This window comes from Flavobacterium sp. C4GT6 (assembly GCF_036347315.1).
Taxonomy (GTDB): domain Bacteria; phylum Bacteroidota; class Bacteroidia; order Flavobacteriales; family Flavobacteriaceae; genus Flavobacterium.
Window position 1 is genome coordinate 41,343 of record NZ_JAZGZU010000016.1, and the last position, 24,037, is coordinate 65,379.

Here is a 24,037-nt window from a genome sequence, read left to right on the forward strand (position 1 = left end):
TATCTTTACAGCACTCAAAAAAATAATAATGAAACTCGATATACTTGTATTTGGCGCCCATCCGGATGATGTGGAGCTAAGCTGTGGGGCAACCATAGCAAAAGAAATTTCCCTTGGTAAAACCGTTGGTATTGTTGATTTAACCCGTGGCGAACTGGGCACACGAGGTACTGCCGAAATTCGTGATGAAGAGGCTGCCGAAGCGGCTAAAATTTTGGGTGTTTCCGTAAGGGAGAACCTGCGTTTTCGTGACGGATTTTTTACAAACGATGAAAAACATCAGCTTGAGGTTATCAAAATGATTCGTAAGTACCAGCCCGAAATCGTGATTTGCAACGCGGTAGACGACCGCCATATAGACCACGGTAAAGGGAGTAAACTGGTTAGTGATGCCTGTTTCCTTTCGGGACTTCGCAAAATAGAGACCGAACTAAACGGAGAACCTCAGCAGGCTTACAGGCCTAAACTGGTATACCACTACATACAATGGAAAAACCTTACACCTGATTTCGTTGTGGATGTCACCGGATTTATGGATACAAAAGTGGCTTCGCTTATGGCATATAAGTCGCAATTTTATGATCCAAACAGCGACGAACCTGTTACACCAATCGCGACAAAAAACTTTAAAGAAAGCATTTTATACCGCGCGCAGGACTTAGGAAGGCTAATAAATAGTGAATATGCCGAAGGCTTTACGGTTGAAAGGTATGTGGCTGTCAACAGCTTAAGTGATTTAGTGTAAAAAAGTGCAATTTTTTTGTATATTTATTTGCAGGAAACGTAGAGCTATACTATATTTGCACTCGCAAAACAGATGGTGATTGTAGCTCAGTTGGTTAGAGCGTCGGATTGTGGTTCCGAAGGTCGTGGGTTCGAGACCCATCATTCACCCCTAAATAGAAACCCTTAGAGAAATCTAAGGGTTTTTTGTTTTAAAGCCTATTTTATCTGTATGGATAAAAAGCCTAAATAAAACACTATTGTCATTTCGAGGTATGAAGCAATTTATTAAAGGTTCCTGTATGTCATTCTGATGATAGGAAGAATCTCATTTCCATTTCGACCTTGTGGAGAAATCTCTTTATATTTAGACTTCTCCCTCCATTTTCATTCCATATCGAAATGACAGCAGGAGTGAGCAAACGGCATTAGGCTCTGTAGCGTAAAGAAAATTATAAACGAGGCGTGAATAAGCATCCGCTGTTTGAGGCGATAGCCGAGTTCGGATGGTTTAGCCGAGAGCCATAATTTTTAGCTTAAGGAGTCTTAGCCTGACTTTTTGGTTCTTTTGTGTCAAGACAAAAGGACAACTATTATTCTAAAATGGTGAATTTTAAATTTTAAAAGAGATTTCTCCTGTCGTCAGAATGACAAAATGCTATTTCATTAAGAGATACGAAGCAATCTGTAATGAGATTGCCACGCTTCATTGCATTACGCTCGCAATGACAGTAGGAGTGGTAGCGTCAGAGTAAGTAAATAGGTTAGGCTGTATAGTGTAAACTCAAAATCCAGTACTTTTTTCTTTGTTGTATTCCCTTAATTTTTACATTTGGGAAAATTTATAATTATGGAACTTTTTGTAGTAATGGGAGCGGCTCTTGTAATTTACTTCATCTCCCGCGAGTGGAGCAAAAGAAATTCAAGCTATATAAAACCAGGTAATAAACCGGAATACAGTGCAAACCTACAGGAGCTTGTAGAGAAATTTGGGTTACGTTATGCTGATAAGCTTGAAATGGTACCTCAGCCCGATGGTACAACCATAGTGGTATATGCCAAGCAGGACACCTCAAAACAAGATCAGCTTGCTGTAATAAACGATAAAGACCTTTACAAGAGGGTAAAAAAAGATAAAGTATATGCAAAAGTAGCTTCGGTTGCCGGAGGTACTATGAAAATTGAATTTTTCGGGAATTAATTTCTCTGTCATATTGAGTGAAAAACATTGTAGCCGAAATATCTAAAAATTTAAAAATAAACAAAACCCCTTAGTGAGTGCTAAGGGGTTTTGTTTTTGATTAGAATTGTTATTATAAAAAACTACTATATGAAATAAGATCACTTATTTATAAAAGTTGTAGATTCGTGATTATTAATTTTAACACGCTTTACAATGAAATTATTTATCAGTTGGTCAGGAGAAGCTAGTAAACAAATTGCTAGTGAATTAAGAACATGGATTCCTACTGTTTTACAAGCCGTAATTCCTTTTTATACACCTGATGATATTGATAAGGGAAGTGCTTGGCTTTCAGATATACTCAAACATCTTCATGAATGTAAATTTGGAATAATTTGCATTACGCCTGAAAATATGGAAAAACCTTGGATACTTTTTGAAGCAGGAGCTTTGGCTAGTAAATTAGATAAAGCCCGTGTGGCTACGATTGTTTTTGGTACAGAAAAATCGAATATCAAAAGCCCTCTTAATATTTTTCAAACTACTGAATTTGAAAAAGAAGATATGTTTAAGCTATTGAAAAGTATTAATAGTCAATTGGAAAATAAAGTTGATGAAACAAATTTGAGAACAGTATTTGATGCACTTTACCCTAATCTTGAAGAAAAAATTAAAATGATAATTGACCGTCATATATCAGAAGATCAAAGGCAGTTGGTAAAGAGAAATACTGAAGAAATCTTAGATGAAATCTTAATTAATACAAGAAATATTTTACAAGGACAAACTAGAAATGAAATGTATAGAGACCAAATAAAAAAACTAATACCTATGCAATTTAATAAACGTAATTCATTTAATGATAGGTATGTATTGCATCAAATATTAAATGAACTTAGAAGTGAAAATAATATTGATAAAGATTCAGTTAATACGGATGATGTTAATCATGGTTAAACAAATAATTTGAATATATTATTATTTAACCTAAAATAAATAACCCCCTTAGCTTACACTAAGGGGAGCTTCATTATTTTACCATTCTTCTTCATTAATTGTTATACCTGAACTAGTGAAATATGAATCAAAAAAACTAGTATTGGTAAGTTGGTTAAGCTTTTTTATTACCTCATAATATTTCCTAGGGACAGTTATATTCTGTTCCATATCATAATCAGGAAAAGGCAGTTGACATCTTCCTCCGTCTATTACACAATAGCTTACTCTTAAAACTAAAGCATTGTTGTAAAAGAAATCTAAATATTTTGGTATACCTGGGCTTGGATTAGGATTATTAGTGGCCCAAGGTCTATCTATCACGGAATCTTCATCACCACTTTTTAATCCCCATGCAATTGTAATTGATAAATTCTTTTTAAAAGAAGCAACATTAGAGTGTTCTTTGTGAGTTAAAACATTCTCCTCATTGTTATTGATTTCTGAAAACTCAAATTGATTTTTATAAGAGGGACCGCTTCCATATCCCCAAGTTGAGATTTGATTCCAATCAGATTTGTCTGATGTGATAAATAATTCAATTAGTTCATTTAATGTCATAAGATGTGATTTTAAATTAAAAGATAAATGTAATTATTTTTCTTCCCTTGGCAAACTATTTGATTGGTATTCCCTGAAAACCAATTAAAAAGCACCTGTATGAAAAAACTACTGTTACTACTATTGTTTCCGTTGCTGGGTTTTGGTCAGCATAATTTTAGCATCATAAAAAGTAACCTGGTTTGGGAAAAAGTGTTTCCGGGAACGGTAACCCCCGAGGAGATGATGAAACAGATAAAACTCACGGGTAAATGCCAGTATGTAGACTTTAATTACGACGTACTTGACTTTTGTATTTCCTACACGCCCGACGATTTAAAACGTTTCGGCTACAGGAACCTGCCCGATCCGTCGTTTCTTTCTCAGGGCGGAATATGCACCGGTATGATTGAGTTTAAGGAGGGCAGGTATAAGGTAACTATTTTTAAACTGGAATGTTATGATCCTGCCGATGGTATAATAATATACCCCATTAATAATTACGTATTAAAAGACGGCGAAATGCGTGACAATAACAGGTACGATCGCTCGCTCAGCTACTACAATCTGTACTTTAGTTATATATTTGACAAAATGCCCGAAGGTAAAGCCTGGTAAAAACATACAACCCTTATAAAACAGAAAAAACCCCTTAGTCCATTATAAGGGGTTTTTATGTGTACACGTATATTTACTAATTAGGTTTTGCTTATTAAAAAAGCTAGTGTCAAAATCATCCTTAATAAGCTTTAGTCGGTACGTGTGTGGTTACACTCTTGTGAGGGATTATAACCTAATTCAAAGGTACTGATTTCTATTGTTTTAACCTTGCGAAATACTACTTGTTTTATAAAAACAGGTAAAAATACCTGTAGGGTAAACCTGTAATAAACGTAAATTGCAAGGTATAAATCAATAGCAGGTGTTGAAATACCTAATGTTGGGTATTTTAACATTTAGCAAAGTTTATTAATTTGCTTAAACTAAATAAATTATCGTCGTTCCTGTTTACAAACAGGATAGAAAAATAATATTGTATTTCAGTACTTGCATTTGTTAATCAAAAAGCCCCTTAGATGTTCTAAGGGGCTTTTTTCTAAACACATAAATATACTAATTAAAGTAGCTTAATTCTAAGCGGCTTTCCAGTATAGATACCGCAGGGAAGTATACTTCGCCCATTTTGTTAAGTCTTTCAAGGGCCGCTGTAACAATTCGTTGGTTTTCGCTCATACCTCTTGAAGCCACCTGAGTTCTGTCGGCAAATCCTCTGGAGTCAAGTCGGGCTCTTAATCGCTCTACAGCAGCATTAAGTTTTTCATCCCTTGCCATCCAGTCATCAATAGTTATAGATCCGTCTGCAAGGCTATCAGTAAGGGCTGCCTGTACACGTTTCATATGCATCAGGTTTTGGATGTCTATAGCAGCCTCATCAAAACTCTGTTGGTTTTTTAAATCGTCTATACTATAAATAAGCTGATAGAAAATAACTGTTGATGTGATTGATTCGCTTCCAAAGGTTTCTTCTTCCAGTAAACTGGCCGATGTAGCCGAAAGGAAAGCAAATACACCCGGAGCCAGCCTGTTCATAGAGAATGAAATACTGGCAGCAGCTGTTGATTTTGATTTTGCAGCTTCGGATACCGAATTAACCAAATCAGTGTACGACTCTACAGCCTCATCGCTAAAAGCATCCTGTAAGCTTTTTGAATCTTTGTTAGCTGCAATTGCCTTTAGTGTATCTTTAATTACACTGGCAATTTTATCCAGGCTAAATTCGTAGCTGTATTCTACTTTTATATAGTCGTTAGAACCTAAAAGTGTACCGTCACTAATACGGGCTCTTTTAAGATTTTCGCCTACTTTACCGTCAAATTCATCTAAAAGAGTATCTCTTTGTGCTTTAACCGATTCGGTTAGTTTGTCGAGTTGCTTTTGTGCATTAACAGATTTGTCTGCTACTCGCTCTACAGATGGAGTTCTACATGCCATGATATTAATTTTTTAGTTGGTTATAGTTTCTTACTCTTTTGGCTTTTCAGATTCCGCCCCTGTTTTTTAAAATGGTTAGGTTCCATTTTCAAAGCATGCATTTGGGGGAATACACGTGTAATATTTTTAATGCATTGAATTGTAGTTGCTTAATGTTTTTCAAAGTTACGTCTGCCTTTTGGTTTGAAATTGCGTGATAACACCTGTTTTTTAAAAACCCGTACTATTACCTGAGTACAATCTTACAGATAACAAAAAAGTCCTTAGCATTGCTAAGGACTTTTAAAACCTACTGATTAAATCTATTATTAAACAACAAAAAGTATTAATAGGGAATAAAAATAAAAACCCCTTACGACCAAACAAGGGGTTTTTAATAAGCTAGAATACACATTTATTATGAACCTCTCATTATATGCCCATAATCAATACAAATATAATTAAGCGGTATAACGTGAAACAGCGTGTTATTACGTGTTTTTTATGAGCAGGTGTTTTTACGTAAGATTTTCCTATCTAATTATAATGGCTGTGAAGTACAATACCTTCATTATACATAACAGGCGACATGTACACGTCGTTGTTTTTGTTATGCCTTTGGCAAATAGGTATAATAAACACGGTGTTGCTACCTTGGGGTACAACGCCCGGTTGTTTGCCTAAAATAACATGTCCGCCTATAATGGTACTGCTGCAGTTAAAGGTGCCTTCGCCATAATTATAATGTTTTGAAGCACAAACATTTGCTTCACCATAGTAGTGATTCCATAGCTGCATCCAGGGGTAACCGCTTATTTTTGGGTCGGTTGCTGCATTGGTAATATTGGCAAAATTAGCATCCGGGCGTAAAGTTATCAGTCCGCCAAAAACAGCAGATGCCGAAAATATTTTGTCGTCTGTTTCATATTCGTTTTCAGGATCATGAAGTTCTAAAAATACCCCGTTGCGGTATACCGCCCTTAAATCTTCCATTATAATATTAGGTAGTCCCGGCTGTGGGCTGCGCACAATTACATTATACTGCTTTTTAGCAGTGTTGATTATAAGTTCGTTAGCTTTTACAGCAGTTTGTTTAAGTAGTTCTTTAAGCAGAGAATCGTTAGCAAAACTAGTATGCTTTTCGCTTTTATGATCTCCATATGCATATACGTTAAGGTACTGTTGTGTATCTTTTGGGCTTAGGGTAATGTAGGTACTGTCGGTACTGGTATAATCACTTCCGCACAGTGTTATGGTATTGGTACTGGGGTCAAAACTGTACCAAAATGTTAATGATGCCATCATTGGGGTAGGCATCCCAGTAATACGTCCTGCTTCAACAGGAGTTAATGTTACAGTATTTGCACCACTTTTCAGACTAATGTTAATCTCGGTTTCGGTTTCTTCCAGTATCAGGTTATCGTTATTATAGTAGGGTGTATTCGCAATTTTTAGCTTTACATTATTCATTTAGTTTTATTTAAGGTGCAGAATATTCAAAATAAATCATTGCTTCTCATTTGAATAAGGGAGTATTTACGTGTTTTAAAAAAACAGGTGGTTTTACGGGTTTCCCGCAATTTTGTAACCATTCTGCATAATTTTGATAGCTTATTTAAGATTTTTTTAAAGTTTTAAACTTTAACTTTACCTAACAAACAATTAATCAAAACTAATTTATGAACTCACTTAAACTGCTAGCAGCATGCTGTATAACAGCAGTTGCAATAGGGTGTTCGTCCGATTGCGGAGATCCTTCTCCACAAGATAGTGTACAACAATTTTTTTCGGGAGAGATAGCCGGTGCATGGAAAACTGTTGCTGTATATGAATATGACGGAGACCATGTTGAAGTAGGCTGTGACCTACCGCAACAACCCGAACAGGATGTGCTTTTTACTTTTTTTGAAAACAACACTTTTACCATACAGCATAACTGTGATGAGGATATATTATTTAGTGAAGGTACGTATACCACTAACGGGCATGTGCTTACACTGGTTATGAATAACGGAGAGCTACAGGAAACAGCTCATATGGTTCATACTGATGAAGCAGGCGGAAATATTGACTTTATTGCGTTTCGTTTTTTCGGTATAGGTAATCAGGGAATGCTTGGCGGATATAGGCTTGAAGTACAAAAAATATAAAATTATCCAAATTTTAAGAAATTGTTAATACATAGTTTAACACCATTCTTATAGATTAGCGACTGTATCTGTAAAAATTAAAAACTATGAGAAAAATTGTTGCCGTATTGTTTGTGGCACTCGCTTTTGCAGCCTGTACTTCAGACGATTACGTGGAGACAGTAGACAACGGTTTGCATAACCCCTACACGGGTAGCATACTGGGAGAATGGAAAGCGATTGGAGTATCATACCAGGGGGAAGAATTCCCTTTAGGATGTGAACTTGAAACTCCAACCGAACAGGATGTATTGTTTACCTTTTTTGAAGACAATACGTTTACCGTAGTACACAACTGTGGCGAAGATCTACCGTACAACTCGGGTACGTATACCAAAACAGGTAATGTGCTAACGCTTTACTTTGCTAATGAAGAAGAAGAAGATATTCAGGAAAAAGCCCACATGGTAGTTATTCAGGAAGATGATCCTGAAACCGAAGAAGAAGAAAGCTTTATACTTGAATGGAGATTTGGCATAGGTAACAGTGGTATGCTTGAAAACTTTGATGTTCAGGTTGAAAAGCAAATTCCTGTAGAAGAAGAACCTGTAGAGGAAGATCCAATTGTAGAGGACTAGGTTCCCTGCACCCAACTAAAAACAGCGCAAAAACTAAGATTGCGCGCAATAACAAGTATAATAACCAACTCAATAGACCTTAAAAGGCTCTGTACATATGTGCAGAGCCTTTTTTTAGCGCAATAAAAGGAGTAAAATAATTATCTTTAACCCGACCAAATAACAAACTTATGAGTGCTCCTGATTATAACGAGCTTGAAAGCAGGTTTCATTGTGCCTGTGAAGATGCAATAGGCGAACTGTCTATGCAATATAAAACCCATTACCACAGTGCGGGGAAGCTGGAGGACTTTTTTGGCCTTATCCAAACCGAGTTTGAAAGGGTAGTGGAAATATTTACCCATAAAAACAATTTAGCCGAAGACAAAGAGGCGCAACGCCGTATTAATGCCATAGCAAAAGAGTATGCTAAAAAGTGCGTTGACGATTACGGAAAAGTGAATTAAATTATTTAACATGAAAAAACACACCTTACTACTATTTTTACTAGTATTTACAAATTATGCTTTTTCACAAAGCATGTACTGTTTAACAGGAGAAGAAACTACAACTACAGGTAGAGTTTCATTTATGATTTCTCGAGCCAGATCTTTTAAACAAGACTATCCTGATATTACAGATAATGAGTCTACTGCGTATGCTATTATTAAAACATCTACTTTCAATAATGAGCAGTTTCAACATTTTTCTCTTTACAGAGAGATACTTGGAGGTCTTTTTAAAGCCGAATATGAACCTCTTTACAAGGCTTACGATATTTGGATTAATGATCAGTCAAAACAAAATGAGCTCGAATTAATGAGATTAATGGTTAAACAGGAAGAGCAGTTAAGAGCAATGCTGCCTAAAAAACAATATCTTTTATATATAGAACTTGTAAATAAATATGGAGTTCCTGATTCAAAGGAACCTATTATTAAAACATTTTTTCTTACAGACAAAAAGCTTAAGCAGTTTAAGCGGAAATTGAAACGTAATAAGATTGATTAAGAATATAATATAGTTCTGTGTCAAACTAACCAGCCAAATGATTTTTTATATTATCTAATTATTTAAAATTCTGTACTGTAATTAGTATTTGCTTGTTTATTAGTGTTTTATGGTTTTGTTTTTATAGTTTTTTATTTTTGGCATCATTTTGGGAAATGTTGTGTTAAATCAATAAACAATTATCAATCTTAAAACCAAATCATCATGAAAAAGTTTTTTACTATTGCAGCCATTATGGCTTCTTCAATCATTTTTGCGCAGGATAACAACAGCGACAAAAAGAACAACAAAATCACTACAATTAGTGCCAGGGGTATGTATTCAGAACCATCGCAATTAGGACTTTCATTTGAGTTTGAAGGTCTTAAATGGGGATACAAAAACACCCAGATTGTGAATATCTCTTATGGAATTATGAATTATGATGTTGGTCTTTTTGATGTAGACGGACAGGGATTTGCCATTGAAATAGGCGGACGAAAATATTACAACAAAGGGACTAAACTCGAAGGGCTTTATACAGGTAACTACCTTTCTTACGGAAATATAAAGTTTGATGAAGATTTAATGTTCGGTAAGTTTGACGGTACGTATAGTTACTTCTCATTCTTTAGCCCCGAAGTTGGTTTTAAAATGACATTCGGAGATTTCTCTATAGATCCTTTTATTGGTATTATGTGGAAAATTGAGGTAAAGGGTAAAGGTGATATTGATAACAAATATGTAGATGAATGGACTCCGCGTGGCGGACTGAAAATTGGCTATACTTTTTAAGCAGATAAAATTTTTACATACCACTATATAAACAGAAAAAACCATGCAAAAGCATGGTTTTGTTTTTTTTAGATATAAAAAGGATGTACTTTTGAAATTCCATCCATACACCTTTTACCTGTTTATGACACGTTGTGCATTATATATTTTGCTATCTGCGTTTTTCAGTATTTCCTGTGAGAAAACCCACGAGGAAAAGCTCGAAGAGAATATTAGCCATTATATAAGTCACAGTATAACAAACTCATCGGGTTATCAGCCAATGCTTACAATTATTCAGGATACGATAACGGTGGGGGAATTTGCCGAAATGACCCTGCTTATTAATGAAAATGATATTTTAAAATACAGGGAAGAAATTGATAAGGATAACCTTGAAATAAACAAACTGGAAAATAGTGATACCGGTATTACCAATGAACTCCTTTTAAAGTCGTATAAGGAATCACTTAAAAGCTGTAACAAAAGAATAAAAGTAAGGCTGGATCAAAATGATAAGCTTGAGGAATTAAGGCATAGTAAAGCTGTAGCTTTTTATGTAGCACAGCATAAGTGCAGGTTAAAAAACGGCTTTGGTGTTTTAGACGAAAACCGTTTTTATATTATAGCAAGTGATAAGGATGAGGTACTTAACGTCTCTGATAACTATTCTGAAAGCACTCTTAAAATGCGTACCCTTTTTGATACCAGATACTTAAAAAAGTAACCGGAAATTATTTTAGCATTAAACCTCCTGTTACTCCGGCAGCTAACCATACATACCATTTTTTATACCAGGGGTTGTTTACTGTAACCGTAACCGATTTTAAATTGGTAACCGTTATATTAGGGTTTGTAAAAGTAACATCGGTAGTAATGGTTTCTTTTCCCAAAAACCATCTGCGTTTTATTCCGGTTACAATACTGGCATCGGTGTAGGTTAGGAGAGGGGATATAGTAAGGCTGTCGTTTGTAATGGTGTAATTAAGGCTAAACCATTTGTTTTTTTTTCTCCGCTCACTTCAAATCTTTTTTCGGTAATAATAGGTTTTTCCAGAGGGATATAAATAGTATCGAATTTGGTTAATGTTGTATATTTTACTACAGATTGCAGCGAACTGAACTCGCCTGTAATTGCTTTTAACTCTTCGTCCTTATTAATAATATAGTCTTTGAGTTCATTATTTTTTAACCGAAGTGTTTTGATGGTAGCCGTTTGTGTACCCGCTTTATTTTTATAATAGTTAACCGTATCGGTAAGCGCATCCAGATTACTTAGGTAATTACTTTTATTCCTGCTGTTATGATTACACTGAACAGTAAGTAATACGAGTAATAAAATACTTAAGGCATAAGGAACTATATTTTTTACCATCGAGCCTTAGTTCCGCGAATATCATAATGGACAAAAGTTGGATAAACACCCATACCTCCCTGCTGCATTTTTCCTTCTTCAATAAGAGTTTCAATAGCTTCGGCAATTTTCATAGGAGAAAGTCCGTGTATTGAAATATCGGCTGCAGATGCTGTTAAATGCTGACTTTTAGGCGCTCCGCCAACTTCAGTATTGTGTTTTTTTGTGCGATATCCGCTCCCAGAGATAATAATAGGGTGTTGTAGGTATTCGCGAAGTACTTCGAGGTTTTTGGCAACTTTAAGAACATTTGGGTAGTATTTTTCAGGTACAGTTGTGCCGTCTTTACAGTTGAATTCATCAAGGGAAAAGTTTTCAGTTAGTTTCATCTTCGCTGTTTTTTATGGTTTTATAAAGCCCCCATCCGGAGCGAGAAATTATTTTTATTTTCTGAATAATATCAAACCCCATACACTTAACATTTTCAAAAAATATTGAGTAAATTTCAATAATGCATAGAATTGCAATTGCGTAAGTAGTGAGAGTTAGATTTTCAGTAGATATGTGACCTGAAGGAATTTGTTTAATGACAAAAATATTTTCAACACACCACCATACCAAAATCCATAATCCATAAAAAACAAACTTCACAACACTAAGTCGGAGTTTACTGGACTGAATAAGATATCTCTTCCCTGATGCAGAAACTAACGGGGCTGCTTTTTTAAATTCTACCCAACTAGCACCAATGCCAGTTGCAAAATCTATAACAAAAAGAATCCCCAAAAAGAGTCCAGATTTCTGAGAGGTAGATAAGGCGACAACAGTTACAGCAGGGAGCGTAAACAAAAAAGCGGTTACATTACTGAAACAAAATTTAAAAGGGTAGTACAATTTATACATATAATGGTTAAATAGATTGATTTCCATAGTTCTAATTTTATTATTAATCATAAACTCTAATTTCTATAAAGGCCCTATTCAAAAGCCCGTCGGTCAAAACAGCGCCTGAAGTTGCATTATACTTACTTGTTGAAATTTGAACTAAATCATTTGAAGCATCAACTAAAGCCCTGAATTCATTTATATCACCTAAAGCTCTCGGAAGTCCAACCTGTATATTTACCCAAGTTTTATTCCTGTCAAAGCCATTCTCTTGATTTATATTGTAAACACCTACAGTTGCATAACTCCATTGAGGTTCAAAACCTAAATCATTTTCTAAAACCACCATAGGGATAGGAATATTAGTCCCAGTTTGAGTTACTATAGCGGTGTATGATCTATAAGGCCTTTTGATAGCTGTAACATCTGAAGCTGAGGCTTTCGAGTTTAACTCATCCTGTAACCCCGGTATATCATCTACTTGTGTATTATGTGGGTTACCGGACGAATCACTATGAGTATAAGCTTCATCCCATTGCGCTATACTATCAGTGGTTAGGTTCTGATTTGTCCATATTTTATCCCAATCAGACCAAACACCAAGATTACGCCTTCTTATATAATAATCTGAACCACCACTTCTAAATGCTATTTGCGTAGCATTTGAATTCACTTCCATGTGTATCATCGATATACTTGATACAGCTATCGGTATGCCTACAGTTGATGTATTTTCGTTTTTGTAAAACCCTGATTGATTAATAGAGTCCCAATCACTAGAAACAATAATATTTGTTCCTAAACCAAACTGACGAAAATCTCCCCGTCCGAAAGCAGTATTCCAGTTATCAATATTTAATTGAGAAAAATCACCATCATTCCAAATTGTTTTCCAAGGTTTAATTGTGTCACCAGCAGTCCTAAAGGCTAATCTACCGCCAGTTGGGTTTAAATGACCAACATCATATTGAAATTGTAAACCATGTGCATTAATATCATTTCGTTTAAATGTTATAAGACCACCATATGCACTCCAAGCTCTATTTGCTAACCAAGTACCAGATCCATAACTAAATTTATGACCACCAGCACCTGAAAATTCTATATTCGCATCAGTGCCATCACCTCCATTAACATATATTGCATCAATTTTTTTATTATTCCATGAAGCATCCCAATTATCAATATTTGTTTGAGAAAAATCACCTGCATGCCATATTCTTTTCCATGAACCCCATGTTCCATTCTCATTAGCTCTAAAAAAGAAATTTGTATTTCGCATTGCTAATTGAGCTGAATAACCATTAGACCCCGATAATGAAAACACAAGATAACTAACTGCTGACGGTAGATTTAAAACAGAGCCGGAAGTCCATACCATACCGGTAATAAGATTATTTAGATTTGTGATTGACGTACCTCCTAAATAATTCCCAACTGTTCCATCGGCTTGATTTCTCAGGTAGTTGTTTTTATCACTATAAACTTGATTCCATTGCTCAGAATTTCCATTGTTTTCTGTTTCTATTTTACCCGTAATATCAACAGAAAAAACAGTATTTAAATCAGCATCATCACCATTTGATGTTGAAGTTGGAGCAGTCATAAATCTTAAAGCCTTTTCACCCGTACCAATAGCTAAAGCTCTTGAAGTTAAACTGCCTCTTGGCTTAGTAAACTTATCGTTTATGGAATCATAATCAAGGTTTTGTAGCATCCATGCTGAATAACCAGTATTAGTGTTTGCTATCTGGGTACCAATAAAAGAGGTTTGATTTAATATAGAATTACCATATTTTATAGCCCCAGTCATTGTTCCTCCAGACTTTAAAAGCGCATTGTTCCAGTTATTAATATTTGATTGAGTGAACTCCTGACTAGTCCAAATATTAGCCCAAGTACTCCAGGCAGTTGTTACCCTTCTACGAAACCAAATACCATCCCCTCCACTTCTAAACGCTATTTGTATGGCGCTTACAGCTTGCTCAATATGTTGTAAACTTATATTAGCTACATTGAGCGGTGTTCCTGTAGCAGAGGCCGAGTCATTATAATAAAAACCTGTTTGATTAATTGTATCCCAGTTGTTTGATATTTTAGCAGTAGCACCTAAACCATATTGCCTAAAATCTCCCCAACCGAAAGCAGTATTCCAATTATCAATATTTAATTGAGAAAAATCACCATTATCCCAAACCTTAACCCAACCAAACCACTTTCCTGCGTTATTTGTCCTAATATAAACCGTATTTGTATAAGTATGATATTTTTGATATACCCTAACACCTCCGCTAGAGACAACATTATTTGAGTAAACCTCTAACATCCCCGAAACTGGCTCTGGGTAATTACTTCCGCTAGCTGCCTGAGCATTCAATGTTTGGCTATAGTTACCCGTTTTTGTGTAATTATTTAGGTCTTGCGCATCCCCAATGGAGTTATCTACATTAAAATCTGATTTATTCCAGTAAAAGGAATCTCTAATAAACTGACTATTTGTTATTATACTATTTTGAACAAAATCAGATTCATCAGTAGTTATGTAGCATTCATACTTAGTTGTATCATAATAATCGTTTCCGTCATATCCGGAATAATAAAAATCAATATTTTCTATTATTACTTTTGGATAAGCAAAAGCAGTTGATTTATCTATGAATATTACGGTCTTATTATCGGCATTATTCCTTCCATGTCTAACTTGTGTATAGTTATTAGGATTAGAACACCAAACAGATTTATTAGCCACTAAATTGGTACCATACCCCGATATTTCAAAGTATGAAACAGCATTAGAATTTGATGGAAATGCAGCCGAATATTCAATTACCTTTAACTTCATCGTCCACATCGATGAAACTACCATTGGTATTGCTACCCTTATACCTCCCGAAACAGCAGCTGCATTTGATGAGTATGAAGCTAAATACTTATGTCTTCTTATGTCTGGAAAAGGCTTAGTTATTACTCCGTTATATATCTGGCGAGCTATCCAGCCTTTAGTTCCATTAATAGATGTTTGGTCTCCTATTGTTTTGACAACATTGGAATCAAGGGCGATAACACTCCATGCACCCCAAGTATTACTTTTTCTTCTTATAGCTATAGCACCATCTCCGCCACAACTCACTAAAATTTGAGAACCATAATTTAAATTAGCAGCATTAACAGTTAATGTGTATCTGGTTTGTGAAAAACCATTGGGCAGATTAAGAACTCCACTGCTTGGTGTTAAAAAATACCCCGCTTCATTATAATTGTCTAAATCGGTTTCAGTACTTACTACATACTTCCTAATCATGTCATAAATACCGCCTGATTTTACTGCATTATTACTACCTGAAGTCGGAACACTGTCCATATCGGCATAAGATACTTTAGCGTCTAATAATGCTTGTAACCCTTGTATATTGGAAATAGAAAAAGATACTGAATCCACCACATTTCCTTCGGCATCTTTAAATTCAAGTGTTTGTGGTATGGATCCGTTAAAGTTAACCGATTGCATTAGGTTAGCCACAAAAGCACTTACAGGTATTTCACTAAGTACTTCATCATCGTCATTTTTTAACTCCAGTTTTTCACTGGTTTCATTGTAAAAAAACGTAGTTCCTTCATTATTAAGGAACCCCAGATTAATGGTTGCCAGTATGGTTCCGTCTACATTTTTGAGGTATAGTTCGCTCGCCGATTGGTTGGAAACAATAGTAATACCGTTAACATCACTTTGCATGGCAAATACATCATTTGTACTTTTGGCCGGTATACTGTAGGTTACGTCTTCGGTATTTGGCTGATAATCCAAGGTGGTAGTGTCACCGTTTGCCGAAGTATGTTTTATAGAACTACCTGAAAAGGTTATATTGTCTCCCGTATTATTATCGGTTATGGTAATAGGGGAATCTGTGAATGAATCAACAGCAGTAATATCCTTAAGGGTAGGGAGATATAATCCAGGTTGGACATTACTGTTAGTAGCATCATTAAAGTCGGTCTCAGTAAGTACTGTTTGTGTTCCGTCATACTCGCCTGGCTGACCCGTAAAACGTTTTAAGTACAAAACACTATCAAGCGAATAGCTGAAGTAGTGTAATTTTGATGTATCGGTAAGATCTCTTACTGCACTGTTTACCTTGGTTAAGAACTCGGCTTCATTTGTAACCTGTCCTAAAGAAATTACATTAGATTTACTGTTTGCAGTAATATCTTCCGGCAGTAACGATTCGGGTGGTAACTGATAAAGATGTGAGGGAAGTACAGCACTTCCGCCAGCTCCCCAGGTTCCTTTTCCTCCCATAAACTGAAAACGCAGTTTTTGGGCAACCGAAGCTGTAGAAGCCGACTTATATGCTGTAAAAAATACCGGGTTATCTGTAGCGGAAATAAGTGTGGTTTGTGAATTAATATCTCCTAATACCTGAGTTAGTAAATCACTGCCGTTAACATAGTCAAGGTAAATTATCTTGCCCACATTGTTTTGCTCTACAACTTCTACTTCGTCACTGCCCAGTGTGGCTCTGGAATAGACTACAGTTTGTAGTGTCGACTGTAAATCGGAAGCATTGCTATAAGTTATTCCGTTAAGGCTAACCTCACTATAATGGGTTAAAGGGAGCATAACATCGTCGCGCTCATAGCAGTTAAAGATTTCTATCCTTTCACCGCGAACAACCGATATGTAGTTCCTGAAATATTCTATTCCGTTAAAAGAGAATAGGGTGTTGCTTACACTGTTTATTATGATCATGGTTATCCAATTTTAGTAAATCGTAGTCGTTGAGGTGTACTGCTGCCTTTACAGTTAAAATCAGGATGAGAGGTGCGTACCAAATAGTTTTTTACGTTTTCCCAAATTTTAAAGGCATTGTCCCTGTTAAGGGTATATATGGCTTTTTTTGCCGATGCATCTGCCGTTCGGCTGCTGTCGTTAAGCTTTTCTACTACCGAGTAAGGTGTATCTGTAATCGAAGAGAACATTATATGCCTGGCATAAGCAAAATAGGAGAGCACCATTTTAAGTCCGTAATTGGTATAGGTTTCACCTTTGTGGTCATAAGTGCCACCGTCCATTAATTCGTTGTATTCCTGAGGAGCAGAAATTATCTTATTGTAGAGTTTTTCACCTAAAAGCGGTGCCATATCCTGAATTTGGGCATCCAGTATCATTTCATTCAGTTTATCGGTATTTGGAGTTTTGGATATCTGCCTGTATTGGGCTATATCACTTCGTGTTATTAACAGCTGCATTATCTATCAGTTTTTGAGGTTCAACTTTAAGGCTTGGATAGTCCTGCGATTTTTGTAGTAGTTGATTAATTATGGAAGTTAGCAGATTACGCTCTTTTGTGGTGTTTTCCCAGTAGGTACGTTTCATTTCCCTTATGGCTTCGCCGGAATTGCCAAACAACGAAGTTTCGTTGGTTTTTATAAGTCCGGCAGGGAGGTTGTTAAAGGCAACCAATATATTTTCGCGGACACTGGTTTCGGTATAATTAAAGAGTTTGTCGTCTATTTTGCTTTCAATCTGTTTTATCAGTATTGCATCGTCCAGTTTTTCTCCGGCAAAATCCATTTCAAGGCATAAAACCCCACCTGTACTTTCGGCACCCAGACTGTCTTTTATGGCCTGTTGGAACTTTTCCCTTTCGCTTTCGGCTTCTATAAGAGCTTTGCTGCCGGGTTCGAGCCCTTCGCCGATAAGCGGACGGGTAACTACCAGTGTATTCCCGAAAAAGCCTTTGCGCAGCAGCCTGTTTTTGTATACTGATGCCTGCGCCTCACTATCACAATCGTTAGCTACACTGTCAATACGGGAAAGGGGATAAATAAGCCCGGTATCCATACTAATGTAAAGTACCTGACCTTTGTATTTGTCCCATCCACCTGCTTTTTCAACCTGTGCATCAATAACCCTTTTATCAGGGTTGTATACATCTATAAGCTGGATGTCGGTTTTTTTAGGTTTTAGCCATTCCTTGCATACGGCAATTTTACCGTGATAATCGTTACTGTCGGCTTTGCCCAGTCTGCACCATTCGTAAGGAATAATGCTAAAATCGGCAATTTGATACAGGGCATTCCAGTTAATATGGATATACACCCCGCGTTGTTTTACCAGTGCTTCGGCCACATCGCAGGCAAAATCAATAAGTTTAGTGTTTTTGCTTTTGTTTACAATAATGGTATCGTTTTGCTCCCCGTAGCCTTTACCTATAAGGTATTGTACCATTATGGCTGCTGCCGATTTTGCCGTTACACTGTTGTTTATGAGCCTGTCCATGCGTTCAGGATAGGCATTATCAGTATCGTTGGCGTATACGTCGGCCGACTTACTCCACGGGGTGAGCCTTTTCCATACGTCTATTAACAGGGTTCTCATTATACTTTATTTTGGTTGTTGTTTTTTCTTGGTTTACGCTTTGGTTTTGGCTTTTCTGTCGGTTCTTGGATTACTTCCTGTGGAATATGGGCAAAATAGCGCTTGCCGTTTTTATGTTGCAGCAGTTTTTTGGCATATTCTGTAGTGATATTGGCATTGTTTACCAGTATGGGAGATCCAAACTCCAGCGGAATGTTTTCATATTTGGCATGCAGCCTGTATGGTGTGGTGTTTTCCATGCTTTTAAAATAGTTTTTGTACTTCTCTAAGTAAGCGGTTAAACATTTAGGGCAGGAGGGGTTTACCCTTTCGTTAAATATTGAGGTATACTCTTCCAGAAAAAGGCGGAGATACCGCACACCATCACCTGTTACTGAACGGGCGATGGTGCTGATATCCATTTGGGTAAAATCCATTATCCTGCTGCCTGAGCGAACTTGTTATTAAATGCTGTTTTAGTAGCAGCATAGTCAACATCAAGAAGTGTTTGTGGCATGGTTACTTCTTCATAGCCGTCTACAGAGGCTAATTCGAACATAATCATGTTGTCGTTCTCTTTAGAGTTGTTTGTCATGGTAGACAGTTCAAGGCCCGATGTTAATCCAAGTATCTCAAAGGCATCTTCACTGAGTTCGCCTTTCCATACCTGCTCTATAACCACTACATATTTGGCTCCCATTGAAAGGTTTGCTGCCTGTAGTTTGTTTTCTGCTGTAGGGTTAAAAATTACACCGCTAAAGGTATGTTTAAACTTATCGGGTGCGTTTTCTTTTTTAACCAGTTCCCACGCTTTTCCGTTGGATTGTTTTACTCCGGTTAAAAGGTAACCCGTAGTACCCGGTTTTAACTGAAGATTAGTTGTTTTTACCCTGTTGTTTTCATCTGTCACGACATTGGCATAATCAATATGTTCTTTATTGATAAGTATCACATTTTGTTCGATACCTGCTACCGGTGCATAGGCACAGTCAAATTTAATTTCTTCGGTAAGAATTGATGTACAATCTATTGGCATATGTTTTTTGTTTTAAGATTTAAAGATTGAATTATTGTAGATGTAAGATGATAGAGAATAGATGATAGACTTTCTCTAAAGAGAAATAAAAGGCAATGCACAATTCACACAATGTAGTAAGGAATGCCGGGCGGGCGCTGTGACGGCAAAGGCTTTTTAAATTAGTTGTTTCAGGTTTAAAGTTTCAAATTAAAATGGCTTCCTTATGAGGTTTGGGAAGGGAATGTGTTTTTAATACCCATTCATTTTTAGTATAATCTGAAACCTGAAATTAATAATAGCGGAGCTTAGTAAGCTGCTACTGTCATGTAGCTTTCAAGGTGCTTGGCATCTATAGTATAGGCAGCATCCATGATGTTTGTTTTAAGGGTTTTGTCGTAAAACACATCCAGTTTAGAAAGGTCTTCGTCGCTTAGTGTACCTACAGGGATGTTTGATTTTGTAGTGAATACAGCCCTGTGCGGAAGGTTATGGATGGTGCCGTTGTCCTGGTAGGTTTTAATGTACCTGTCCCAGTCGTAACGTACTTTTACCTCGATACCGTCGAAGAACAGGCGCGGACGACCTTCTTCCACCACCTCAAGGAAGCCTGAGCCTAAGTTCTTTTTCCTTAGTGTGGCACGGTAGTTATCGGCAAGGGAACGTGTTGCTAGTATGTAGGCATCATCTGCAGATACCAGACGCTCATCTGCGGCGGTTACCATTTTTTCAAAGATATCCAGTGCTGCATCTTCGGCAAGAGCCTGAGAGGCATAGTCAACACCTGCGTTTTTATCGATGCTTACATAGTTTGCCGCTGTGGTAGGTACTTCGGCAAAAATTTGTTTAAACAGTCCGTCAAACGAGTTAAAGTAATCAAGGTCAGTTCCGTTAGTAAATACACCGTTATTATCTACAGTTTCTGCAGTGGTGTCGTTAAACCATATTTTGCGGTGCATGTTTTCGAGCATGGCGCTTTCTACAGCCGATATGATTACGCCAAACTCTTCGGTACCCACAGCATCAAAGAAATCAGGGTTAATGCGTTTTGACTTTTTGAACAGCTTTAAAAGGGCCGGCATATCTGCCTGACAGTGAGAAAGACGGAAATCTTCCAGTACCGGAGTCCAGTATTTCTCTGTTAATTCAAAGCCACCAGCCTCGTTTGGTGTACATCCTACAGCTTTTTTACCCAGTAGTCCTAATCGTCCGGCAAATGCAATTTGTGTACTTACATCGATTCCGGTTTCAATATCGTGGAATTCCTGCAGGTCTGAATCGTTATAGACTCTGCTGAAAATCACCCCGCTTACCGTTTCGGCCTCACGAGGGTTTAGAGTAAGGTTGTCTGCATTTACTAATGCCATTATCGTGCTTTTTTAGATCTCAAGTATTCTTTCATTCCGGCTAATTTGTCGTTTTCGGCAGGTCTTTTGTAAGCTGCCCTTTTTCCGTCAAGGCTATAGTTGCTGGTAACCTGCCTTTTAAGCGCCATTACCTCACCTTTAATAACGTTAAGCTGTTTTTTAAGCCTTTTGTTTTCTGCCCTTAGTGCAGCGGCTTCTTCAGCCGGGGCATCTTCTTCGGGTTCAATAATTTCGGTTAGTTCACCTTCTGTAAAAATGTAGGTAAATCCGTCGGGCATTGTAAACTCACCATCTGCCGGAAGTCCGTCTACAGTTGCCATTTGTCCAATTTCGATTACAGCGTCGTCTTCTAAATCGGTAAAATCAATTTCGGTTCCGGTGGCATCCTGCACCACTTTGTTAAACATGTGGCTGTGCTTAAATTTCGCCAGCACTTTTGTAAACAGGCTTTCCATCCAGTGCCTGTCTTTCTCGGTAAATTTGGTCATAGTATTGGGTTTTAAATATGCTTTTGCAGCTATTGCTACCTGCTGCGAGGTGGTAAAGCCTAAATCAGTTAACTGTGTAGCGGTAAGCCATGTTTCGTTTTTAAGGAGGGGGAGTATGGCCTGCTCTTGTATGTTTAGGGTGTTTTTGTAAAAACCAACGAGTTTTTTCTCGATGCTTTTTAACTGTGTGGCAAATTTTGAGAGTTCGTCTGCCGTTCCCATGGAGCCGCCCCAGGGCAGGTGAATCATGAAAGGGGTGTTTTCACGAATGAGCCTTTTGCTGCCTGCCATGAATATCACGGTGGCTATACTGGCTACTATACCGCTGCCTATGGTGGTTATGGGCCTGCCCAGCGATTTGAGGTAGTGGTAGATGTCGAAGCCCACATCTACGAGTCCGCCCTCCGAATTGATGTGTACGTTAAAAGCAGTGGCTTTAGGTTGTTTTTTTACCTGGCTTACAACGTCTATAAGCTCTATGCCGGGGGTTCCGTCAAACGAGCCTATCTGGCCGGAGATGTAAATGTTTCCTGTCATTTCATTGTGTTCATTTAAGATTGAAAGATTGAAAATTTGAAAGAGGGGATTGCAGAAAAGGAGTGCAGTAAACAGTGGAGAGGGGAATTGAAAATTGAAAGATTAAAATATTGAATAAAGATTGATGATTTGTATGGGTGGAATCTTTAAATCTTAAATGTTTTAATCTTTAAATAAGAAGTATTTGTTATCTCATTTTCACAGTACAAAGATACGACGGGTTTTTAGTGTTTTACTGAAGCGGTTTTTTCAGTAAAATGTTTTTATATTTGGACAACCAACAAACACACCTAATGATTTTATTTTTTTTTACCTCAATAGAGAATGAGGCTATATTGGCTAGTTCTATTTTTAGTAATTATATCGTTATGATAGTAATGAGATGGATAGCCATTATTGTTATTGCTGCCTGCTTTATAAGGTATATTGGGGTTCCGCTGCAAAACGTACTCTATAATTTTATTGAGCACCTTTTGCCTAATTACAATAAAAGAATGAAGAAGCTAAATAATGATAATTATGAGGCATATTTAGCATGGGCAAAAAGTAAGGGATATGAACCTGTAATTGAGAAAAAAGAAGTGTAATTATGGGAGATATTAAATACATTTTTTTGTATGCTTTAGAAATTAGTGTGTTGATTTTAGCCATATGGTTTGGCTTTATAATTATATCGGGCATATTTGCCGTTGTTGGGCAATTTTTCAGTTCTGATAAAATGGAAAACTTCACACCGAAAAGAAATGATTATATAAAGCAACATCAAAAACTTATTGCGCGGGGGTATGATACTCGTATTGCGCATGATGCAGGTATTACAGAGTTAGTTTATAATGAAGAGGAGGAAAACGCAGAGGATGTAATTATTGAAAAAAAGAAGAAGAAAAAGAAAAAGTAATATACTGTTATGAAAATCATGTAAGAATATTGCCTTATACTCAAAGCCTTTTTATAAGCGGTAATAAAATTTTAACATTTTGCGTTATATTTGGTAGCAACCAAAACAACACAAAACATGAACCTTACCCGCTTTGTTTTTCTGTTTTTGACTTTATTACTTTTATCGTGCAAAAAGGAAACCCAAAACACGTTACACTCTATTGAGGTTGTTGATTTAAACCTTAATGGTGATCCAATTGCTGATTTTATTGAAGGTCACAGCCGTGAAAAAAGCTTTGGTGAAGCAGTTAATCTCAGCTTTTTTAAAAACACTACTTTTTTTACTACTCCGGCAGGCACTTTAAGTAAGAATAAAAATGCCATTTACTGTCCAACTCTATTAATGGCATGGGAGCAAATAGTAAAAACATATGATAAACCTATTGTTGTAGCTAGTAATTACCCCGAACTGGAAAAACTAAACAGTTATAAAGATTACAAAGGCTGCCTTACCGAAAACGAATATCAAACCGCCGTACAGATAATTGTTAATACTTTTGAGATAAAGGCTGCTGCCCGTTTTACAAAGCAACTTCCGTTTAGTGAACGTATGGAGGTGTATAGAGAACCGTTTTTGTTTAATAATGAAAACGTAGAGGCTTTTTATACACGGGGAGGTCATGATGAGAATCGTGTAAATATACTTAACTACAATAGCGATAATGACTTTATAGTAAGGCTAAACCCTAAAGATAAAAGCCATGAGATTTTGTTATGGATGCCTAACCAAAAACCACAATCATTACAGCAGGGTATAGAACAGGTAATCGAAACCGTTAAAACAAGAAGTTCTTTTGAACCTGCTGCCGATAAAGCCTGGAGATATAAGTTTAATGAAGAAGACCGTTTGGTTATTCCTAAAATATATTTTAACCTAAAATCTAACTGCCCTGATCTTACCGATAACAGGTTCACCCTTAAAGGACAACCCGAGGAATATAGAGTTAAAGAGGCTTATCAGCGTATTTCCTTTCAGTTAGACGAAGAAGGTGCTGCTGTGGAGAGTGAAGCTATAGTTGAGTCTATTACTGAAGAAATGCCTGAGGAGAAAATTGTACCTAAAAAAATGTTTGTAAACAAACCATTTATGGTACTGCTAAAACGCAGGGATAGTGAGAGTCCGTATCTGGCAGTATGGATAGAAAACACCGAGCTTTTAATTAAAAACTAA

General features: G+C 36.8%; 28 protein-coding genes and 1 tRNA gene. 14 read left to right on the plus strand and 15 right to left on the minus strand.

Going from position 1 to position 24,037, the window contains the following annotated elements; translation table 11 throughout:
* The first annotated feature begins 28 nt into the window (after positions 1 to 28).
* The 4 genes from bshB1 (at position 29) to V3Z67_RS15600 (ending at position 2,863) form a co-directional block, all read left to right on the plus strand.
* Entirely contained in the window at positions 29 to 745 is a 717-nt protein-coding gene (bshB1, locus tag V3Z67_RS15585; protein ID WP_330444192.1) for a bacillithiol biosynthesis deacetylase BshB1, read from the plus strand.
* 74 nt (positions 746 to 819) lie between these two features.
* A tRNA-His gene (locus V3Z67_RS15590) sits at positions 820 to 895 on the plus strand.
* Positions 896 to 1,573: 678 nt separating this feature from the next.
* Positions 1,574 to 1,924 (plus strand): hypothetical protein, encoded by a 351-nt coding sequence (locus V3Z67_RS15595; protein ID WP_330444193.1) that lies wholly within the window; start codon positions 1,574 to 1,576, stop codon positions 1,922 to 1,924.
* Positions 1,925 to 2,119: 195 nt separating this feature from the next.
* Positions 2,120 to 2,863 carry a hypothetical protein gene (locus tag V3Z67_RS15600; RefSeq protein ID WP_330444194.1) on the plus strand — a complete coding sequence of 248 codons (744 nt, stop codon included), beginning with the start codon at positions 2,120 to 2,122 and terminating at the stop codon, positions 2,861 to 2,863.
* A gap of 78 nt (positions 2,864 to 2,941) precedes the next feature.
* On the opposite strand, the gene V3Z67_RS15605 is transcribed toward V3Z67_RS15600, so the two are convergent.
* Positions 2,942 to 3,463, minus strand: a complete 522-nt coding sequence (locus tag V3Z67_RS15605; protein WP_330444195.1) for a hypothetical protein — start codon at positions 3,461 to 3,463, stop codon at positions 2,942 to 2,944.
* A 99-nt stretch (positions 3,464 to 3,562) separates the two neighbouring features.
* Here V3Z67_RS15605 and V3Z67_RS15610 point away from each other — a divergent pair, with 99 nt between their 5' ends.
* Positions 3,563 to 4,060, plus strand: a complete 498-nt coding sequence (locus tag V3Z67_RS15610) for a hypothetical protein (protein ID WP_330444196.1) — start codon at positions 3,563 to 3,565, stop codon at positions 4,058 to 4,060.
* Positions 4,061 to 4,191: 131 nt separating this feature from the next.
* On the opposite strand, the gene V3Z67_RS15615 is transcribed toward V3Z67_RS15610, so the two are convergent.
* The 3 genes from V3Z67_RS15615 to V3Z67_RS15625 all read right to left on the minus strand — a co-directional run bounded on the left by V3Z67_RS15615 (position 4,192) and on the right by V3Z67_RS15625 (position 6,883).
* Positions 4,192 to 4,398, minus strand: coding sequence for a hypothetical protein (locus tag V3Z67_RS15615; RefSeq protein WP_330444197.1), 207 nt, complete (start codon positions 4,396 to 4,398; stop codon positions 4,192 to 4,194).
* A gap of 157 nt (positions 4,399 to 4,555) precedes the next feature.
* Positions 4,556 to 5,434, minus strand: coding sequence for a hypothetical protein (locus V3Z67_RS15620; protein ID WP_330444198.1), 879 nt, complete (start codon positions 5,432 to 5,434; stop codon positions 4,556 to 4,558).
* 516 nt (positions 5,435 to 5,950) lie between these two features.
* On the minus strand, positions 5,951 to 6,883 hold the full coding sequence (locus V3Z67_RS15625) for a hypothetical protein (RefSeq protein ID WP_330444199.1): 933 nt from the start codon (positions 6,881 to 6,883) through the stop codon (positions 5,951 to 5,953).
* A 209-nt stretch (positions 6,884 to 7,092) separates the two neighbouring features.
* Here V3Z67_RS15625 and V3Z67_RS15630 point away from each other — a divergent pair, with 209 nt between their 5' ends.
* From V3Z67_RS15630 to V3Z67_RS15655, 6 genes are all read left to right on the plus strand, one after another.
* Positions 7,093 to 7,563, plus strand: coding sequence for a lipocalin family protein (locus V3Z67_RS15630; RefSeq protein WP_330444200.1), 471 nt, complete (start codon positions 7,093 to 7,095; stop codon positions 7,561 to 7,563).
* Positions 7,564 to 7,649: 86 nt separating this feature from the next.
* Positions 7,650 to 8,180 carry a lipocalin family protein gene (locus tag V3Z67_RS15635; RefSeq protein WP_330444201.1) on the plus strand — a complete coding sequence of 177 codons (531 nt, stop codon included), beginning with the start codon at positions 7,650 to 7,652 and terminating at the stop codon, positions 8,178 to 8,180.
* Between the two features lie 170 nt (positions 8,181 to 8,350).
* A complete protein-coding gene (locus tag V3Z67_RS15640) occupies positions 8,351 to 8,626 on the plus strand; it encodes a hypothetical protein (protein WP_330444202.1) in 276 nt (91 codons plus the stop codon).
* A gap of 10 nt (positions 8,627 to 8,636) precedes the next feature.
* A complete protein-coding gene (locus V3Z67_RS15645; RefSeq protein ID WP_330444203.1) occupies positions 8,637 to 9,170 on the plus strand; it encodes a hypothetical protein in 534 nt (177 codons plus the stop codon).
* 204 nt (positions 9,171 to 9,374) lie between these two features.
* The gene (locus V3Z67_RS15650; RefSeq protein WP_330444204.1) at positions 9,375 to 9,944 is read left to right on the plus strand and encodes a hypothetical protein; all 570 of its coding nucleotides are present in this window, start codon (positions 9,375 to 9,377) and stop codon (positions 9,942 to 9,944) included.
* Positions 9,945 to 9,987: 43 nt separating this feature from the next.
* Complete coding sequence (locus V3Z67_RS15655) at positions 9,988 to 10,650, plus strand: hypothetical protein (RefSeq protein ID WP_330444205.1); 663 nt, start codon at positions 9,988 to 9,990, stop codon at positions 10,648 to 10,650.
* Positions 10,651 to 10,657: 7 nt separating this feature from the next.
* On the opposite strand, the gene V3Z67_RS15660 is transcribed toward V3Z67_RS15655, so the two are convergent.
* The 11 genes from V3Z67_RS15660 to V3Z67_RS15710 form a co-directional block, all read right to left on the minus strand.
* Positions 10,658 to 10,816 (minus strand): hypothetical protein, encoded by a 159-nt coding sequence (locus V3Z67_RS15660; RefSeq protein WP_330444206.1) that lies wholly within the window; start codon positions 10,814 to 10,816, stop codon positions 10,658 to 10,660.
* A gap of 47 nt (positions 10,817 to 10,863) precedes the next feature.
* Positions 10,864 to 11,298: a DUF6549 family protein gene (locus V3Z67_RS15665; RefSeq protein ID WP_330444207.1), complete on the minus strand. Its 435-nt coding sequence runs from the start codon at positions 11,296 to 11,298 to the stop codon at positions 10,864 to 10,866.
* The gene (locus V3Z67_RS15670; protein WP_330444208.1) at positions 11,292 to 11,666 is read right to left on the minus strand and encodes a YcbK family protein; all 375 of its coding nucleotides are present in this window, start codon (positions 11,664 to 11,666) and stop codon (positions 11,292 to 11,294) included. Before V3Z67_RS15670 ends, V3Z67_RS15665 begins: the two co-directional genes overlap by 7 nt.
* Entirely contained in the window at positions 11,653 to 12,207 is a 555-nt protein-coding gene (locus V3Z67_RS15675) for a phage holin family protein (protein WP_330444209.1), read from the minus strand. Before V3Z67_RS15675 ends, V3Z67_RS15670 begins: the two co-directional genes overlap by 14 nt.
* A gap of 16 nt (positions 12,208 to 12,223) precedes the next feature.
* Positions 12,224 to 16,909, minus strand: coding sequence for a pyocin knob domain-containing protein (locus V3Z67_RS15680; protein ID WP_330444210.1), 4,686 nt, complete (start codon positions 16,907 to 16,909; stop codon positions 12,224 to 12,226).
* A 2-nt stretch (positions 16,910 to 16,911) separates the two neighbouring features.
* Entirely contained in the window at positions 16,912 to 17,409 is a 498-nt protein-coding gene (locus V3Z67_RS15685) for a DUF6712 family protein (RefSeq protein WP_330444211.1), read from the minus strand.
* Entirely contained in the window at positions 17,384 to 18,541 is a 1,158-nt protein-coding gene (locus V3Z67_RS15690; protein WP_330444212.1) for a hypothetical protein, read from the minus strand. Before V3Z67_RS15690 ends, V3Z67_RS15685 begins: the two co-directional genes overlap by 26 nt.
* The gene (locus tag V3Z67_RS15695; RefSeq protein WP_330444213.1) at positions 18,541 to 18,942 is read right to left on the minus strand and encodes a hypothetical protein; all 402 of its coding nucleotides are present in this window, start codon (positions 18,940 to 18,942) and stop codon (positions 18,541 to 18,543) included. Before V3Z67_RS15695 ends, V3Z67_RS15690 begins: the two co-directional genes overlap by 1 nt.
* Positions 18,943 to 18,956: 14 nt before the next feature.
* Positions 18,957 to 19,556 (minus strand): hypothetical protein, encoded by a 600-nt coding sequence (locus V3Z67_RS15700; protein ID WP_330444214.1) that lies wholly within the window; start codon positions 19,554 to 19,556, stop codon positions 18,957 to 18,959.
* A gap of 287 nt (positions 19,557 to 19,843) precedes the next feature.
* Complete coding sequence (locus V3Z67_RS15705; RefSeq protein WP_330444215.1) at positions 19,844 to 20,902, minus strand: hypothetical protein; 1,059 nt, start codon at positions 20,900 to 20,902, stop codon at positions 19,844 to 19,846.
* Positions 20,902 to 21,927, minus strand: a complete 1,026-nt coding sequence (locus V3Z67_RS15710) for a head maturation protease, ClpP-related (RefSeq protein WP_330444216.1) — start codon at positions 21,925 to 21,927, stop codon at positions 20,902 to 20,904. Before V3Z67_RS15710 ends, V3Z67_RS15705 begins: the two co-directional genes overlap by 1 nt.
* A gap of 293 nt (positions 21,928 to 22,220) precedes the next feature.
* On the opposite strand from V3Z67_RS15710, the gene V3Z67_RS15715 reads away from it, so the two are divergent.
* The 3 genes from V3Z67_RS15715 (at position 22,221) to V3Z67_RS15725 (ending at position 24,037) form a co-directional block, all read left to right on the plus strand.
* The gene (locus V3Z67_RS15715) at positions 22,221 to 22,514 is read left to right on the plus strand and encodes a hypothetical protein (protein WP_330444217.1); all 294 of its coding nucleotides are present in this window, start codon (positions 22,221 to 22,223) and stop codon (positions 22,512 to 22,514) included.
* 2 nt (positions 22,515 to 22,516) lie between these two features.
* Positions 22,517 to 22,825: a hypothetical protein gene (locus V3Z67_RS15720; protein WP_330444218.1), complete on the plus strand. Its 309-nt coding sequence runs from the start codon at positions 22,517 to 22,519 to the stop codon at positions 22,823 to 22,825.
* A 117-nt stretch (positions 22,826 to 22,942) separates the two neighbouring features.
* On the plus strand, positions 22,943 to 24,037 hold the full coding sequence (locus V3Z67_RS15725) for a hypothetical protein (protein WP_330444219.1): 1,095 nt from the start codon (positions 22,943 to 22,945) through the stop codon (positions 24,035 to 24,037).